The 18,961-nt window shown below is 35.2% G+C and carries 4 protein-coding genes; all 4 read right to left on the bottom strand.

Annotated features, from left to right (window positions below; all coding sequences use genetic code 11):
- Nucleotides 1-11: 11 nt before the first annotated feature.
- The 4 genes from HM987_RS12730 to HM987_RS12715 all read right to left on the bottom strand — a co-directional run bounded on the left by HM987_RS12730 (nt 12) and on the right by HM987_RS12715 (nt 18,953).
- Nucleotides 12-6,512: a T9SS type B sorting domain-containing protein gene (locus HM987_RS12730; protein WP_179008445.1), complete on the bottom strand. Its 6,501-nt coding sequence runs from the start codon at nt 6,510-6,512 to the stop codon at nt 12-14.
- A 319-nt stretch (nt 6,513-6,831) separates the two neighbouring features.
- Nucleotides 6,832-11,733, bottom strand: a complete 4,902-nt coding sequence (locus HM987_RS12725) for a T9SS type B sorting domain-containing protein (protein ID WP_179008444.1) — start codon at nt 11,731-11,733, stop codon at nt 6,832-6,834.
- A 136-nt stretch (nt 11,734-11,869) separates the two neighbouring features.
- The gene (locus HM987_RS12720) at nt 11,870-16,711 is read right to left on the bottom strand and encodes a T9SS type B sorting domain-containing protein (protein WP_179008443.1); all 4,842 of its coding nucleotides are present in this window, start codon (nt 16,709-16,711) and stop codon (nt 11,870-11,872) included.
- A 460-nt stretch (nt 16,712-17,171) separates the two neighbouring features.
- A complete protein-coding gene (locus HM987_RS12715) occupies nt 17,172-18,953 on the bottom strand; it encodes a gliding motility-associated C-terminal domain-containing protein (protein WP_229724445.1) in 1,782 nt (593 codons plus the stop codon).
- Between the last annotated feature and the right edge of the window lie 8 nt (nt 18,954-18,961).

Here is an 18,961-nt window from a genome sequence, read left to right as displayed (position 1 = left end):
ACACGTTCTTATCATCGACGTAGTGCAAAATGACCCTTAACTTCAAAAGCTATACCGCCTTGTTTTATTTCTGCCAAAAACCAATAATCAGATGCTGGCATATTATAGCCGTTATACTGACCATCCCAACCTTGAGAGTTAGCATTTAATTTTGTTATTAGTTTTCCGTAGCGATTAAAGATATACACCTCACTGCCAGGTAAAGTTTCGATGCCTACAATGTGCCATGTTTCATTTATGGTATCTCCATTGGGCGTGAAAAATGGAGGCGCATCAATAACCAAAACCTCTTCGGTAACTTCGGCACAACCGTTAAGGTCAATAATAGTCACTGTATGATAACCTAACGGCACATTTTCAAATACATTGGATTCTTGTGGGTCGCCATCATCTAATATATAGAGGTAATCTCCAATTCCTTCTTCGATAGTAACCGTAATATTGTTTGGGTCTGAGAAATCAACAGTTTCAACAACGTCAATCGTAGCAGATTCAGATTCCGTTACATTGAAGGTACTCAGGGTTGAGCAGCCAAATTCTGAAGTTACGGTAACTGAATACGTGCCAATTTCCGTGATGTCAATTTCTGGACCGATTTGGTCTGTGGACCATAAATAGGTATCTGTAGCAAAATAGGTTTCCGCAGATACAGTCAATGGCAAATTATCAATACAAACGACTTGATTAGGAATGTTTACATCAGGTTTTCGATGGATAATCAAAGAGAAATCAACAAGACTGAAACAACCCGTAATATTGTTTTCTATTCGAGCTATAATGAGTTCATTGTTAAATCCTATGTAGGATTCGCTATCTAAAGCATTGATTCCTTCATCAGCCTCGACCGGATTGTTGAAATAGGTGACATTAAAATTATTTGCATTTTGATTACCGAGAATTGAAGCATTTTGTTGGCTCAAAGTAAAGTCATAAAGGCCATCAAAATCATCATCGCAATGGCCTAGGTTTTCAGGTTGATTTGCTATTGGTAAAGGATTGACACGAAGTTCAAACGGAAAAATATAATAACAATGTGTAGTGCTGAATTCAACACGAGCATAAATAATATCACTGGTGCTAGTGTAAATGTAATTGGTGTCTAAAGCATTATCATTTGCAACTGCATCTGCTTCAGATGAAAAATAGCTGAAGAGGACATTAAAATTAATATCGACAATAACTTCGTTCATCGTTGTTAAATCAAAACTATTGGCGTCGTTTTCGCAAATATCAAATATTTCAAATGAATTAGTGGCAGGAGGAAGGTTGACGTTCAACTCCAAGGGAACAAAAGTGAAACAGTCGGCAACCGAATTATATACTTTTATGAAAACCGTTTGGGGATTGGTGGTATTGATATAGTTTTCAGGATTTAAAATTGGATTGCTGTCGTTTTCCAATGCTTCCAGCGATTCAAAATAGGAAATCGAATTATCTGGATTAGGTGTTGTAAATAAATCCGGTTCAACTACTGTTAAATCGAAAAGTGTATTGGCATCATAATCAGTATCACATTCTAAAAGTGGTTCTGGGATATTTGGATGTGGATTTACGATAAGGGAGAAATCGGTTAAGCTGAAGCAACCGGTTTCATTATTTTCAATTCTGACAATAATCAATTGGTTTGAGCTTATATATTCAGATAGAATCGCATTTTCATCTGTTCTAGCTTCTGTAAGGCTTAAATGATAGGTTACTGTGAAATCATCTGGATTTTGAGTGCCTAAAACAGTATTGGTTTGCGATTCTAGATCGAAGGGCTCTAGACCATCATTAGTGTCATCATCGCATACTTCAATGTTACTTGGCTGATTGGCGATAGGAAGCGGGTTGACTTGAAGTATAAAATCATATATAAAATAACACCCTGTCATTGGGTCTTCTATCCGGACAAAAATTATGTCGTTTATGGATTGGAACGTGTAATCTAAAGCAAATGGATCGCTATTGTTATTAGCCTTATCAAAGGATTCAAAATATAAAAGATTTGCTTGTGTTTCAGAATCAATTAAAACAGATTCTATTTCCGTTAGATCGAAATTACTAGTTGGATTATCGCATATTTCAAATATTCCAAAGTCATTAATCGGTGGTGGCAAATTCGTAATAATCTCTAAAGGAACCGCTGTGTAACAATTGGCAGCAGTATTAAACACCCTTATATATACCGTTTGAGGGTTACTAAGATTTGTATAGTTTGTTGGCGATGCAATTTGGTCTGTATTGTCATCTAACTGTTCAAGTGTTTCGAAATATGAAATGGAAACGTTACTTGGTATGGTGGCGTATAATTCGGCCTCAGCAGTAGTGAGATCAAAAGAATTTATGCCATCATAATCAGTATCGCAAATCGTAATCGGTGTCACGCTTGAAGGCGCTGGATAAACAATAGTGCTAAAATCCGTTAGAGAGAAACAGCCTGTATTTGTATTTGTAACTCTAGCAAAAATTATTTCATTGTTTTGTGCATTGTAATCTTCAGGTAAGGCATTGTCTCCACTTTCTGCATCACTTACTGAATTATGGTAACTCACTTCAAAAATACTAGGATTTTGCCCTTGTAAAACACTAGAATTTTGAGCCATTAAATTAAATACCTCAAATGAATCATTGGACGTATCATCGCAAGTTTCCATATTATTTGGTTGATTTGCTATCGGTAAAGGGTTGATAATGAGTTCAAAAGGATGGGTGGTATAGCATTCAGTTGCGCCATAAGCTAACCTTGCCACAAAATTATGCGATGTTGCTGTGTAAATAAAATTAGTATCTAATGGGTTGACATTTGCGTTAGCATCAGTACTATCTATGTGATAACTGATTAGAGTATCTGTAGCATCATCTACAAGCAATTGATTTACTGTGGATAGATCGAAGCTCGTAGTTGGATTGTCACAAATTTCAACTGTTTCAAAATCATTAAAAAGTGGCGGTAAATTTACAATTAAATCAAGTGGGATATTTACAAAACAATCACTTAACGTATTATTAACCTTAATAAATACGGTCTGCGGGTTTGAAGTATTATTATAATTTTCTGGATCTAAAATAGGATTTGTATCTGTTTCTAGATCGTCCAAGTTTTCAAAATAAGACACCTCTATATTATCTTGTCGGACGTCTAATATTTCTATTTCCGAAAGGGTTAAGTCCCAAGTTAAAATGCCGTCATAGTCCGTATCACAACGTTCAACTGGTGAGGCTGGATAAACCAAAGGAGCAGAAATAACATTAATTTCAAAAGCACTTATTCCTTTACAATAATTACCGTTATCAACTCTGGCAAAAAGCTGTTGAGGGTTTGTGGAGTTGGTATAGCTTAAAGGAACTGGATTGAAGTTATTATTAGCGTCAAATTCGGTTATATGAAATGTTATGTCTAAGGTTTCTGGACTTCCTTCTACCATTTGAGCGATAGTTTCATTTAAATCGACAGTTACAAAACCATCGTTACTAATATCATCACACACAACAATAGTCTCTGCTGGATTAAAAATTGGGATAGACCCAACTTCTAATTCAAACGAAGAAGTACCAAAACAATTGGGATCCGTGTAGCTTTCCACTCTAACATAAATAGTTTGTGCACCTGTTGTATTTTGATAAGCGGAATATTTGTCAATTGGGTCAATGCCTGCTATTGCATCAGCCTCAGTTTCGTAGTAAAGAACTTGTTTATCTGATTGACCATTCAGTATTTCGGTGTCTTTCAAATAAAAATAAAAGTCAGCAACTCCAGCAATATCAGCTTCGCAATTCTCATAATTTGTAATTGGAATGAATTCAGGTAGCGTATTTATATAGACATAAAAACCTGAAAGATTAAAACAACCTGTGGTTTCATTCTCTACGCGCGCATAGATATATTGGGTTGCGGTTGAATAATCTTCTGGTGTGGATATTTCATTTTGTCCTTCAAATGCTTCATAATAATCATTGTAAAATGTGATATCTAAACCTGCGGTAGAGCTTGTAATTTCTGGAATTTTAGCTTCTAAATTTACATTAAATACACCATCATCGTTATCGTCGCATATAATTATAGATTCTGCAACCATTACGGTTGGTGCACTCACAACGTTAACTTCCAATGAAGAAATACCATAACATTCAGTCTGTGCATTGGTAACTCTAACATAGAATAATTGAGGGTTTGTGGTATTATACACATAATCTGGCAGAATGTTTTCATTATTTATGGCATCGTCTTCTGTGAGGTAATATTTTACGTTTGCAGCTGATACACCTTGGGCAGCAACAGTATTGAAGGTATCCATAAAAAGGGTTGTAAAACCATCATCGTCGTAGTCGCAATAATCGGCAGTTTGAGGTGTTAAAACTACTGCTGGTGCAATAACTAAAGCGACATCTACTAATTCAGTGCAGTCACCATCAACAACAATGGCATAAATAATTGTTCCATTATTAATAACATTAAACGGTACAGATTCGTCTATTGGGTTATTCTCATCGGCTCTATCGTCCTCATTGATATAAAAAGTAACTTCAAATTCTTCGTAACCATCTTCTAATTCTACTTCAACTTCGTTTAAATCAAAATTTTCAATGCCATCATTTGAAGGGTCGTCACAAACATAAATAGCTTCTGAGGACAAAGTGTTAATAATGATGTTGGAATGTAATTCTAAATTTGTAATGGCATAACAGCCTGTTGCAGTATCTTGGATACGAATATAGATAAGCTGATAATTTGGAGTGGTATTTTGATAATCTTCGGGATCAGGAATAGGGTTTACATTAAATTGAGCATCATTATAAGAGGTGTGATAACTCACATCCATTCCTGTAAGGCCTTGTAAAACATTAGCGATGACACTTGTTAAATCAAAATTCTCGAAGCCATCTTCGTCTTGTTCACAGGCGTTGATCCATTGGTCTTCGGTATTAATAGCAAGACTGTCTTGTATTTCAACAAATATGCTGGTCGTAGAAAAACAGCCAGTTAAAGCATCGTAAATCCTAACATATAAGGTTTGCGACATATTGAAATTTGCATAGGGCGAAAAAATGGGGTTAGAACCTAAATCAGCTTCAGGTTCCGAATAGTGATACGAGACAAATAAATTACTGCCTCCATTTATAATTTGATCATTGGCAACATTTAAATCCACAAAAGTATAACCATCTAAAGTTGGATCAATGCATGCAATGATAGGGTCTGGATCTACATATTCTGGTTTTTCATTAACGACTAGGTTGAATTCAGAATAGGCCAAACAGCCATTTGCGGTATCTTCAATTCTTACAAAGATAGATTGTGGTGAACTTGTGTTTTGAATAGGTCCCATTATAGGATTAACATTGTTCTCAGCATCTTCACTGGTAGAGTGATAACTAATATTGTAACTTGAAGGAGGCACAGAAGCCAAGACTTCATTGTTTTTTAAGGTCAAATCAAAGTTCTCTACACCGTCTCCATTATCATCACAAAAAATAAAATCTGAAATTTGGGTTGCAGCTTGTTCGGTGTCTAGTGTTACCTCTACGGTATCTTCGATAACACATGAGGTTTCGTTCAGTTGGATGGTAACTTCAACTTTATAAGTACCTGTAGAGACGGCTTGTAAAATGGGATTATTTTCACCTGTCATGACAACATCATTTTGAAACCATTGATACGTAGCTTGCGAATTTTGAATATCACCATTTAATGTGACCGAATCGCCACAAGTGGCAATATCTGGACCTAAATCTACGTTGGCGGTAAAACTATTACCTTCTATAAAAACCGCAGAATCTATATTTGGGTCAGTTTGGTCTGCAATAATAAGTTTTATCTCATAGGCCACATTTGGTAGAATTGTCGCTGTAGCAGAAAGGACTACAGTACGACCGTTATAATTGGTGTCGCCGATGTTATTGCCTTCGAAAAATGAAGCATTTTCGGCTGGACACGATTCTGGTATTACATCGTGTATGGTCGTTGTATTTACAGGGATTGAGGTGCCAGGAATTAGGGCAATGTTTAAAAATGGGTCAGAAGAACCTGCTTCCCGTATTAAAAAGGCAAATCCATCGGAATACCTACAAGGAAAATCTTGTTGGTACTCTTCCGAAGCTAAAATATAATTGAACTGAATTTGGCTAGCAACAGATACAAAGTTAAATTGGATAGAAGTAGCATTTAGGGTTTCTTCTATATCTAGTGCATTTTCCAAATCGATATCTGTGCCCCAAGAAGTATCTCCTTCACTTATTGGAATTGTGTTGAGCACATTTCCTGCTGAATTTACATTTCCTGTGGTTAATAAGATGCCATTTTCAAATGGAAAACTAGAATCTCCACGTTCAAAATATCCAAAACTATTTATACCATTTATATTTCCATTGACATTCGACAAAATATTTGAAATTTCAACACAATTTTGTCCTAAGTTTTGTTGGATGAGTTGTTCTAATGGTAAGGAATCATCTGTTATAATCTGTTGAGAATAGCTATAATGAAAAACAAAAAATGCAATTACGAGGGAAAATTTGTATTTTAATCTCACAGTCTAGTTTTTAAAAAAATAGGCTTAGTTTAATTTGGGCTTCTTTGGAATAATGCAATTTAGGAGAGGAAAAAGTAATAAAAAATCCCCAGTAGTGGGGATTTTATAAGTTAAGTTGCGCATTTAGTTGGTTGAAAATGATAATTAGGTGTAATTCAGCTTTTACCGTAAGATCATTGAAACTCTTTAATTCTCTAAAATTTCATCTTATGAAAAAATATTTTCCTATTGAAGATTTCAAGGCGGCCTAAAATCTGTAGGAAGTTTACCATCTCAATGTTTAGACTAAAATAATATAAACGAGTCTAAAAGTAAGAACTTATCGCTTCAAAGTAAAATGCCCTTTCACCTGAAAAGCAATAGAATCACCTTTCACATCTGCGACATACCAGTAATCACTAGAAGGCATTTTTTCGCCATTGTATTTACCGTTCCAACCCGATGAATTAGAATTTAATCGTGTAATCAGTTTTCCATAGCGATCATAAATATTTATAGAGGTGCCAGGCAATGTTTCGATGCCCACAATGTGCCAAGTGTCATTGGTGCCATCACTGTTAGGTGTAAAGAATTTTGGAATATCAACGACCAAGACTTCTTTAGTAGTGTCAGAACAACCGTTCAAATCAATAATCGTAACGGTATGGTAACCCATAGCTACATTTTGGAAGACGTTGGATTCTTGCGGTTCAAAATCGTCCAATTGGTACAGGTAATCTCCAATTCCGCTTATGGTTACGGTAATATTGTTTGGGTCTGAAAAGTCAAGTGTTTCTATGATATCTATCTCTGCAGCTTGAGATTCAGTAACATTAAATGAGCTAGAATATTCACAACCAAATTCATTGGTTACGGTAAGGGAATAGCTACCAACCTCAAAGATTTCGATTTGAGGTGTAGTTACATTTGTGGACCATAAATAACTGTATTCTGGGTTATTGGTTTCGGCAGATACAATTAACGGCAAATAATCCATACAAAGTACCTGATCTTCAATGGAAATTGGCGGTAGATTATTGATAATTGCTGTGAACTGAGTAATCGCAAAACAACCAGTACTATTATTTTCTAATCTAACATAAAAGGTTTCATTATTGCTAGCTATATAATCAGTGGCGATTGGGTCATTCCCTTCCATAGCATTACTTTCAGAATTATGAAAAGTGATTGAAAAATCCTCAGGGTTTTGATTGCCTAAAATTGAGGCATTTTGTAGGGTTAAATCGAACTCCAATAGACCATCAAAATCATCATCGCAAGCAATTAAATCGCTCGGTTGGTTGGCCATCGGTAGTGGGTTGACAACCAGCTGAAATGGATAGACGGTGTAACAATGGGTAGTGCTGAACTCTGCCCTTACAAAAAGTGTTTCAGTGGAACTGCTATATAAATAATTTGAGTTTAATGGATTTTCATTAGCCTGAGCATCGGCTTCATTTTCATGGTAACTGACGAGCACATTAAATGTATTATCTAATAAAATCTCGTTGATATCCAATAAGTCTACTTGGTTTTCTGTGTTTTCACAAATATTATAAGTTTCAAAATCATTGATTTGCGGAGGACTGTTTATTATTAAATCGAAAGGCACCACATCAAAACAACCTGTTGTGGCATTTGTGATTTTAGCAAAAATGGTTTGCATATTGGATGTGTTAAGATATGCTGTAGGGGTTGTGATAGCAGAATCTGATACTATGTCTTCTTCTGATTCAAAATAAGAGAATGCGATATTGTACTGTCTTCCTTCCAAGATTTCAAGTTCAATATCTGTTAAATCCCATTCTAGTTCATAATTGTAATTATCTGCACAGTTAATTAAGGACTGCCCGTAAGTGACTTCGGGAAGAGCAAGTGTATTGATATTAAAAGTTTGTATTTCATAACAGCCCGAATCGGTATTTTCGATCCGCGTATAAATTAATTGAGGGTTGCTTGCTGCTGTAAAATTCAGTGGTATTTCGTTGGCTCCTACTTCTGCATTGAGAGGTGAAAGATGAAATGTAATGTCCAGGTTGGTTGGGCTACCAGTACTGATCTCAATTATTTTTTGATTTAAATCTGTTGTAGCCAGACCGTTGTTATTTATATCGCATTCAAAAACATCAGTAGGACTGTTGTAAATAGGTGCTTGGCGAACCTCTATTTGCATTGGAGCAACCTTGAAGCAACCGTTTTCTGTCTCGTTTTCAAGACGGACATATACGGTTTGAGGGTTGGAATCTGGAAAATAAGGTGCGTTTTTGTCAATAGGGTTAACTCTGTTTATGGCATTGTCTTCAGTTTCAAAGTAGAGAACTTGCATACCTGATTGATTATCAATGATATTTGGGTCTTTGTCAACAAATAAAAAGCTTGAGGATGCATTTGGGTTTATCTGGCAATTAATATAATCTGAAATAGTACTTAATTGTGGATCAGCGTATATGAGAATTTCAAAATTCAATATGGTAAAACACTCTAACGATTCTATCTCAGCTCTTAAAAATATTTCTTTGCTGTTAGTCGTGTAATTAGTTGGATTAGGAATTGACAAAAAATCGTGGAATTCATCAATTGCATCGCTAAATGAATTATAAAATGTAAAATCGATATCATTAGTGTTACCTGAAAAGTTTTGTAATACATTTTCTAAATTAACAGTGGCAAATAAATTTTGATCTTCATCACAAATGATTATCGGTTCTAGGTTAGGGTCTTCTAAAATTGTATAAACATTTAGTTCTAAGGAAGTTATATCGTAGCACCCAGTGATTGTGTTAGTTGCACGAATATATAAATTTTGCCCTTGAAGTAGACTATACATTTCAATAAGTTCGTTTTCTTGAGTTTCTGCATTTTCAAATGTCTCATAGTATTCTAAACTGACTTCAATCCCATAATTATTTACAATATCTTCAAATACACTTTTAGAAGCTGTTTCTAAAATTATATTTGTTTGATTTGTGTTTGGGTCTGTACTGCCACAATAATCTATAGAGATAGGATTTAAATTTAAAGCAGGACTTACCTGAAGATTTATTTTAGAATTTATAGAACACGCCACAACTCCATTAAAGGAATAATAAGCTTCAATAAATAATTCATCATAAGTATTTACAGAAAAAGGCAGACTTTGATCAATAGCGTTTAGGTCGTTTGTTCTATCTAACTCAGACTCATAGTAATCTATAAATAAATTTGCGGAATAATCTTCATCTATATTTTCTAAAAGTTCTTGTCTAATTACGTCAAAATTAAAGTTTTCTATACCGTTGTTGCTATCATCGTCACAAGTTTCGATAGTGTTTTCCTCTCCAATAACTTCATGTAGATAGTTTTTATAAAGTTTTAGAGTTACAGGGCTATAACAATTACCATTGTCGAAAGATACTGCTAAAGGAATAGTAAATGTTGATTGCTCATTTAGTGTATAAGACCTAGGGTTGCCGAGACCTAGTAAAGCTGCTACTCTAACGGAAGATCCCGGAAATATGGATGTTTCTATGATTTCAAAGTATCCTTCAATATCAAAGAAAATAGGAATATTATTGTATGTATAGCTAACGCCATCTATAGTTTCTTCAATGTTCGGGTCTGTACACGCATCTAATATTAGCGTATTCGTAAACAATTCCGGGGGAGATATATAATCAAAATAAATGTAACCTAATGAAAAACATTGACTAGACGCATCACTTATTTCAATCCTTGCTACCATGTAAGGGGGTTGAGTACTAAAATCTGGAAAGTCTGTAATAGCGTTAATTCCTTCTATGGCATCAGACTCGTTTATAAAATAAGTAACAGTTCTATTTAATTCGCCATCAGCCATAACATTATTTAACATATTTATATTAGAAAAACCAGGATCAGCAAAATTTTCATTACATATAAAAATTGAAAAATCTGCTGAACTTGGAAGTTCGTTTACATAAATATTAAAATTCCCAATCTGCAGACAGTCTCCATTTGTACTTTCAATTCTTACAAATATTGTTTCAGTTTCCTCTGTATTCTGGTAATTTCCAGTAATAGCATTTACATCGCTTTGTGCATCATCTTGGGTTAGATGATAACTAATTGTGTAATCATTGGAAGGGAGATTACTATATATCTCTTCGTTTTTTAGGTCTTGAAAATTAAAATCATAAATACCATCACTTGGAGCTGGATCGCATGCAGTATAATCTTCAATTGGTGCAGCTTGCTGAAAAGGTATAACTTCAACTTCAATTTCATCAGTTAAAATACAATTATTGGCTGTTGAGGGTATCGTAATCTCAACACTGTAAGTTCCGGTTTGGATAACCTGGAGAGTAGGGGAGTTTTCGCCAGGAATTGGGTTTCCATTCAATAACCACTGAATAGAAGCAGAAGTATTGTCGAAATTTGTGTCAAGAATTAGGTCACTGCCGCAAATACTTTGATCTGGCCCTAAATCGATGGAATTACCAAATCCCTCTGCCTCAATAAAAACTGCAGAATCAAAGCGTTGGTCAATATGGTCCGCAATAACTAATTTTATATGGTAGGTCTCATTTGGTATAATATCCGCTCTAGCCGTTAATACTTCAGTATGACCATTAAAGTTGGTATTGCCAATATTATAACCTCTAAAAAAGTCTCCGTTCTGAGCCTCACAAAAACCGGCAATATTGGGATGTATGGTGTTGGTACTGACTTCTGTAGTTGTATCTGGTATGAGGGCAATATTGACATAAGGCTCCATGGTGCCTGCTCGTTTTATGAAAATCGCAAAAACATCCTTAAAATTGCAGGGGTATTCCTGCTGGTACTCGTCAGAGGCGAATAGATATTTGAATGACACAAAACTGTTAGCAGATTCAAAATCGAATTCTATCGACGTGGCATTTAGGGTTTGGTCAATGCCCAAAACATCGATTAGGTCCTGATCCGTAGACCAATCAATATTACCTTCACTTAAATCGTCATTTACAAATGTATTTGCTGCAGCGCTAACGCTTCCCGTAGAAAGCACTAAGCCATTTTGAAGTGGAAAATTGGTAGTACCACTGTCAAAACTTCCAAAACTCACAATACCATTAACACTTCCATTTACGGCTGAAGATACATTGCTGGCTGTTGCACAGCCCGTACCGATTATATTTTGTATAAGCGCATTTGGCTGTAGACTATTGTCGGTAGAAATTTGTTGCGCATGTAGATAGAATACATGCGCGAAAAGTAAGAGAAATAAGTATATACTTTTCTTTTTCATTAGATTTATACGTAAACAATAGCAATTTTAGTAGTGAAACTAAGCTTCTTTTTAGTGTAAATCTAATGAAAAATAAAGTAATTAAAGTTAAAATGAATTTAAAGGTTTAATAACATAGACGAGTGGTTACTTTAAATCATCGTTTCAAAGTAAAATGCCCTTTGACCTGAAATGCAATAGAACCACGTTGTACATCTGCTACATACCAGTAATCACTAGTAGGCATTTTTTCGCCATTGTATTTACCGTTCCAACCCGATGAATTAGAATTTAATCGTGTAATCAGTTTTCCGTAGCGATCATAGACATTTATAATAGTACCAGGCAATGTTTCGATGCCCACAATATGCCAAGTGTCATTGGTGCCATCACTGTTAGGTGTAAAGAATTTTGGAATATCAACGACCAAGACTTCTTTAGTAGTGTCAGAACAACCGTTCAAATCAATAATCGTAACGGTATGGTAACCCATAGCTACATTTTGGAAGACGTTGGATTCTTGCGGTTCAAAATCGTCCAATTGGTACAGGTAATCTCCAATTCCGCTTATGGTTACAGTAATATTGTTTGGGTCTGAAAAGTCAATGACTTCTGTCGTTTCTATAATTGCTGATGTGGATTCTGAAACTCCGAAATAATTTGTGATTTCACAACCGAATTCTGAAGTTACTTCTACCCAATAACTACCTATTTCGGTAATCTCAATTTCGGGTGTTATTTCTCCAGTGGACCATAAATAAGTATCTGCTATATTATTGGTGTTTGCAGATACCAATAATGGCATATTATCCAAACAAATGACTTGCTCTCCAATATCTACGATTGGAAGCGGGTTCACAATTACCGAGAATTGACCAACACTGTAGCATCCTGTGCTGTTATTTTCTATACGAGTATAAATCACTTCTCCATCAAAAGCCATATAATCTGTCTCTAAAGCTGAATTATTTTCGTTGGCTTGTAGCTCAGTATTATGGTAGCTTACCGTAAATGAATTAGGGTTTTGTCCTCCCAAGATACTAGCGTTTTGTTGGGTTAAATCGAATTCTAAAATGCCATCAAAATCATCATCGCAATCCATTAAATCATTAGGTTGATTAGCAATTGGTAATGGTTCAACTTTTAAATTAAATTGGTAATACGTAGAACAATGTGTTGTACTAAATTCTGTTCTTACAAACAAAGTGTCAAAATCAGACTGATAGGTATAATTCGTATCTAAAGCATTGGTATTCGCTATCGCATCTGCTTCATTATCAAAATAGCTGAAAAGTACATTGAAATTGACATCTCTAGCAACCTCATTAATTTCAGTTAAGTCAACACTATTAGCATCGTTAGCACAGATGGTATATTGTTCAAAATCATTGATATGTGGTGGTTGATTCACTATTAATTCTATTGGTAAGGTCGTATAACAGTTTGATATGGTGTTGGTGACTTTATAATAAACTGTTTGTGGGTTTGACGTGTTTGTGTAACTGGCTGGGGTTGCTATAGCATTTATATTTGCTTCGGCATCCTCAAAATTTTCATAATAAGCTAATACAAGATCTTCCTGCCTTACATCTAATATGTTTTCTACGGCTACGGTTAAATCAAATTCAAGTGAACCGTCCGTATCATCGTCACATTCTATTAATGGATCTATAGGCGTAACTTCTGGAGTACTAATGATGTTAACCACAAATGATGTAATAGACTTACAGATGGTACCATTATCTATCTGTACGTAAATCTGTTGTGGGTTTACGGTATTTGCAAATTGTACAGGTATTTCGTTGGTGCTATTAATGGCATCTTCCTCTGAAGTAAAGAATTTAACAGTTTCTATATCTGGGATTCCAGCAGAAACTTCCGCTATAACACTTGTAAAATCATGCATCACAGAACCATCAACAACACTATCATCACAGACAAACCAATCACTTGGGTCATTGAAAATTGGATTTGTACCTACTTCAATGATAAACGAAGAGGTTGTGTAACAAGATTCGTCAGTAATATTATCAATTCTCACATAGATTTCTTGAGGATTACTAATGTTTTCATAGGGACTTGTTTTATCTATAGCATTGGTTTTATTGTCTGCATCTGATTGGTTAAGATAATATGAAACTTCTTTACCTGTTTGTCCGCTTAAAGCTTCTACATCCTTGTTTTCAAAAATAAATTCACCAAAGCCGTCTGATGCATCTTCACAAAAGATAAACTCATCGACGTAGTTGGACAAATCACCAACAAAAGGTAATTTATTCACAATAATTTCTAATATCTCAATGGAATAACACCCTGTACTGTTATTTTCTACACGCATGAAAACATCTTCGGTTTGTGCAGCGTAGTTAGAGGTGTTTTCAATGGCATTTGCTCCTGACCTAGCATCATTTCTCGTATTATAAAAAGTTACTGTGCGATCTGGAGTTGCTAAAATTGAATTTGGAATACTACTGTTTAAATTTATAGGTGAAAATCCATCTCTATCTGCATCACAAATAATAATATCTTCAGGCTTTTCGCTTTCTGGTGCTGGTAATACAGTCACTTCAAAAGAATTATAATCAAAACAGCCTGTTTCGGAAGACGTAATTCTAGGGAATAAGGTAAACGGATTTGTTACGTTTGTATATGAGTTAGGCAAGGCATTGGTATTGTCAATTGCATCTTGCTCTGTTGGAAAATAAGTCACATCAAAACCGTCTTCTCCATTGGTGACATCTTGGTTTAATGATGATAAATTTGTGGTTGTAAACCCATCTTGATCCGTATCACAAACGATGAGGCTTACGACAGATTGAAATTCTATTATTGGGTACAACACTAAATCAAAATCTGCAACTTCATAACAGGTTGGACTTTGCAGGCCAATATATATGGTCTGCGGATTACTCTGATTATAGTAAGGTGAGTCGGTATCTATAGGGTTTAATTGATTATCTCTATCGTCTTCACTTTCGTAGAAAAATACTTCAACATCGATCAAATCATTAATAATTCCTACCGCAATATTTGCGAAATCAAATTCTTCTGTGTCGTCGTCACCAATATCGCATAAGCTGACATCCCTAATGTTTGTAGCCGTTAAAAGTAAATTGGAGTGCAATTCAATAGGGGCAATGGAAGCACAACCAGTCATATCATTTTCCACTCTAATATAGACTATTTGTTCTTCAGCTGTAATGTTAGCATAATTTGTGTCATCAGCAATGGGGTTTGCACCAGAAAGTGCATCTTCTGGGGAAACATGAAAGGTTACAGTAACTCCTGTGAGTCCTTGTAGAACATCTGGAATAATAGATGTTAAATCAAAATTGGCAAAACCATCATGATCTGCGTCACAAGCATCTATATAATGATCTTCCATATTTATAACAGGACTTTCTATCACTGAAATATCTAAGGTAGTTGTACTGATACAACCGGTTTCTGGATTTTTAACACTTACAAATAACTGCTCACTAACGTTTGTGTTGGTATAAGGAATTGTATAGGCATTGATACCATTAGCGGCATCACTCGCAGAACTGTGATAAGTAACCACTAAGTTAGATTGTGCTAAAGTAATTTCATTGTCTTTCAAAGCATTCAGGTCCATAGCCGTAATTCCGTCTGCAGTTTGGTCATCACAAACGATCAAAGGTGTTGGGTTTGAAATTATTGGTAAGCTATTTACTACTAAATTAAAGGTGGAAAATGCCAAACAACCGTTATCTGTATCTTCAATTCTTACATGAATGGGTTGTGGATTTCCAGTATTTTGAATCGGGCTTGTAATAGCGTTACTGTTATTTGAAGCATCTGAGTTGGTATAGTGATAAGAAATGGTATAACTCGACGAAGGTACAGAAGCTAGTACTTCTGAATCCTTTAAGGATAAATCAAATATTTCAAGGCCATCACCGCTTAGATCATCACAAAGTTGAAAATCTGAAAGTGGTTCAGAAGTTTGAGTAGAACTTAAAGCCACATTAATATCATCTTCAATAGCACAGGAATTTCCTGCGAGTGGTAATGTAATTTCCACACGATAATTTCCGGCTTGTAAAGCGGTTAAAGTCGATTGGTTTTCAGTCGCAATTAGCGCGTCATTAAAATACCAACTATAAGTTGCATTTGGATTGTCAATGTTTCCATCTAAAACGACACTACTTGCACAAGTAGAGAAATCTTCACCCAAATCTACAGAAGCATCGAAACTATTACCTTCAATAAATACGGCAGAATCATAATTTTGATCCGTTTGATCTGCAATGACCAGTTTAATTTGGTATTGTACGTTGGGTTGAATTGATGCCGTCGCAGAAAGGACTGTAGTTCTACCATTATAATTGGTGTCTCCAACATTGTAACCTTCAAAAAATTCGTCGTTTGAAGCAGGACAAAAGCCAACAATCTCGTCGTGAACCGTATTGGTGTTCACAGGTGTTGTGGTTCCTGGAATCAAAGCAATATTAGTATAAGGATCACTAGTACCAGCTTGTCTAATTAAAAAGGCGAATCCATCAGAATATTCACATGGGAAATTTCCGAAATATTCTTCTGAAGCTAGGATATAATTAAATTGAATTTGATTTGAAATTGAAATAAACTCGAATTCAATGGAAGTTGCATTTACAGTTCCAGATATTCCCAAGGCAGTTTCAAGATCATTATCAGTAAGCCAAGTGGCATCACCCTCATTTAAGATGGTGTTGTTTTGTCCATTACCAGCTGAGTTAGCATTTCCTGTGGTTAATACAATTCCGTTTTCAAAAGGAAAATTTGATGAGGCACGTTCAAAATATCCAAAACTTCCAATTCCTATTGATGTTCCGTTTGAAGGGGATGAAATATTTGAGACTTCAACACAGCCTTGTATGAGTGTGTTTTGAACTAAGTCTTGAGGTGAAACTGAATTATCTACAGAAACTTGCTGTGCAAAAGAAACACTACAAATTAAGCCTATAAATAAGCAGAGGGAGCGGTTGAAATAAGTCATTCGTTTCGGTTAAGGTTAAATTGTTTAGTGCAGATAGATTCGGGTAATTTCCTATCCTACGTTTTAATACGGGCGAAATGTAGAATTAATAAAGATGAAATACAAAAAAATACGCTGAAATACACAAAATGTTAACATTTTAAAGCGTAAAATGCACTTTTAAACTAAAAAAGACCTCAGAACGAGGCCTTTCTTCCCAAATTGATTTCAAATATTCCTAAACTTTCGTATTAGAAATTGCTTAACCTGAAACTCAATATTATAATAGCGTTTTGAAAAATAGAAATGAAATGTTCTAAATTTTCAATTTTAGTTTAATCTGTTTTGAGGGAAATAATAAAATGAGGAGGGAATTAACAGTAAAATTTTCTTAACGCGTATAAAATTAAAGGATGTTATTCAGAACTGCAAAAAAATAAGATGAATGGATAAAAACTTTAACATTAAGCACCAATAGGTATTAATAATTCACATAAACCCATCCCATATAAGGTTGATAATTGGGGTCGTTTAAATTCAGGATGTAAAAATAAGTACCAACTGGAACTTTACTTCCTACATTATTGATACCTCTATTTGTTTTTCCAAACCAAGGCTTACCATCAGTGCCAACAAAGATGAGGTTGCCATAGCGGTTATAAATCTGTAATTCATGTTCTACAAAAATATCATACAACCCTTGGATGTTAAACCAATCATTGTAAGTATCCTCATTTGGTGAGAAACCTTGTGGAATGTATGGCGGACAGTTTTCAATAGTTAAATCGAACTGGAAAATTTCATAACACGGCGGACTTACCAATCGCGCATAAATAGTCTCGGGATTTAGACTATTATTATAGTCAGTAGGGATTAGTATGGGACTAGATTCTGTTTCTAAATCATCCAATGAATTATAAAACGTCACTTCTTCTTCAGTGTAATTTAAAGTTTCAAGGGCATCGAACAAATTATAAGTAGCGGTCTCGAAACCTTCATTACAGCCAATAAGATATGGAAGTGTTTCTGCTTCAGGAATAAGAAGCAATTGAATATCTATAAACGTGCTGTTGTTGTTTTCATTCGTTTCTGTGACAATACCATTCATTGTGCCAACATCATCTACAATGGCTACAATGGTTACATTGGGATCAATACCTTCTGGTAAATTAAGAATAATAGAATTACTTTCACTTGCACCTATGGCAATGTCGTTAATAGTTTCAGTTGCGCCAATAAAATTACTATTATAGTAGAATGCAATAGGCGTATTGGCCGGTAAAATATCCGTACTGTTAAAATTGCTTATACTATAAAAGAGTTCAACATTGTAGTCTCCACAATTCACAGTTCGACTATCTATACTAATTGTGGCATCTGGTAACTGACTGTTTAGGACCGTAATGATGTTATTGATCATCACATAATCTTGTCCGGAAGTTAAAGCTATGGTTGCTGAAGTGTCTCCAATACTTATATTGTTTTGAATATTATACACGTCAATATCCATATTATACAAATCGGTGGCTCCTGTAAACGAGTTTGTCCCATTAAAGGCATTGTTCGCTGGGTTTAACGGCAAATTACTAATCACGTTTCCGTTAATGGTCAATTGCTCGTTAACCGCTAAGGACCGATCACCTTCCCAAGCCACAAAACCAATTTTTGCATCTTCATTATCTAATACATTCAGGTTATCTAGCGTTATGCTAAGAGCATCAGGTACACTTTGTAAGCCATCGTAAACATTAAGTTGGTTAAGAGGTAAGCTGTCATCTTGATATATAATGGTTATTGCCCAGCCTCCAAAATTTGTACCTGTAGAACAATAAGGTAATATAGTCGTGGTTAAATCAAAATCTGAAACGGTATAGCTGCCATTACCTTCGTTGACTATAATATCCGTAACGTCTGCAAAAGCGGCAAAAAATACTCGTGTCGCGTCTAAAGCATCATTAAAGTTACGTTCAGAGGTCACAGGTATTCCATTTAGGTTAATATCTAGATCTCCGTTTCCCGATCCCGCCCAATATAAATAGGCGGCAACTACGTTTTGATCTGTGTTGAGATTTAAATCTGCCGAAGATGAGGTTAAAATCGAGCAAGGGCCAGCGACACCGTTTTCTTCAGTATTCATGGTATTTCCTATGGCCGTGTAATCGTATCTCCCATTAAATTGCTGGTATAAAGAAATATCTTGACCCATCACTAGAAATGATGGAATCAATAAAAAAAAGCAAATGATGTAATATGTGCTTTTCAAAGTATTGG

The organism is Winogradskyella forsetii (assembly GCF_013394595.1).
GTDB classification, from domain to species: Bacteria; Bacteroidota; Bacteroidia; order Flavobacteriales; family Flavobacteriaceae; genus Winogradskyella; species Winogradskyella forsetii.
Note: the sequence above shows the minus strand (reverse complement) of the source record. Positions and strands in the feature narration are given on the sequence as shown.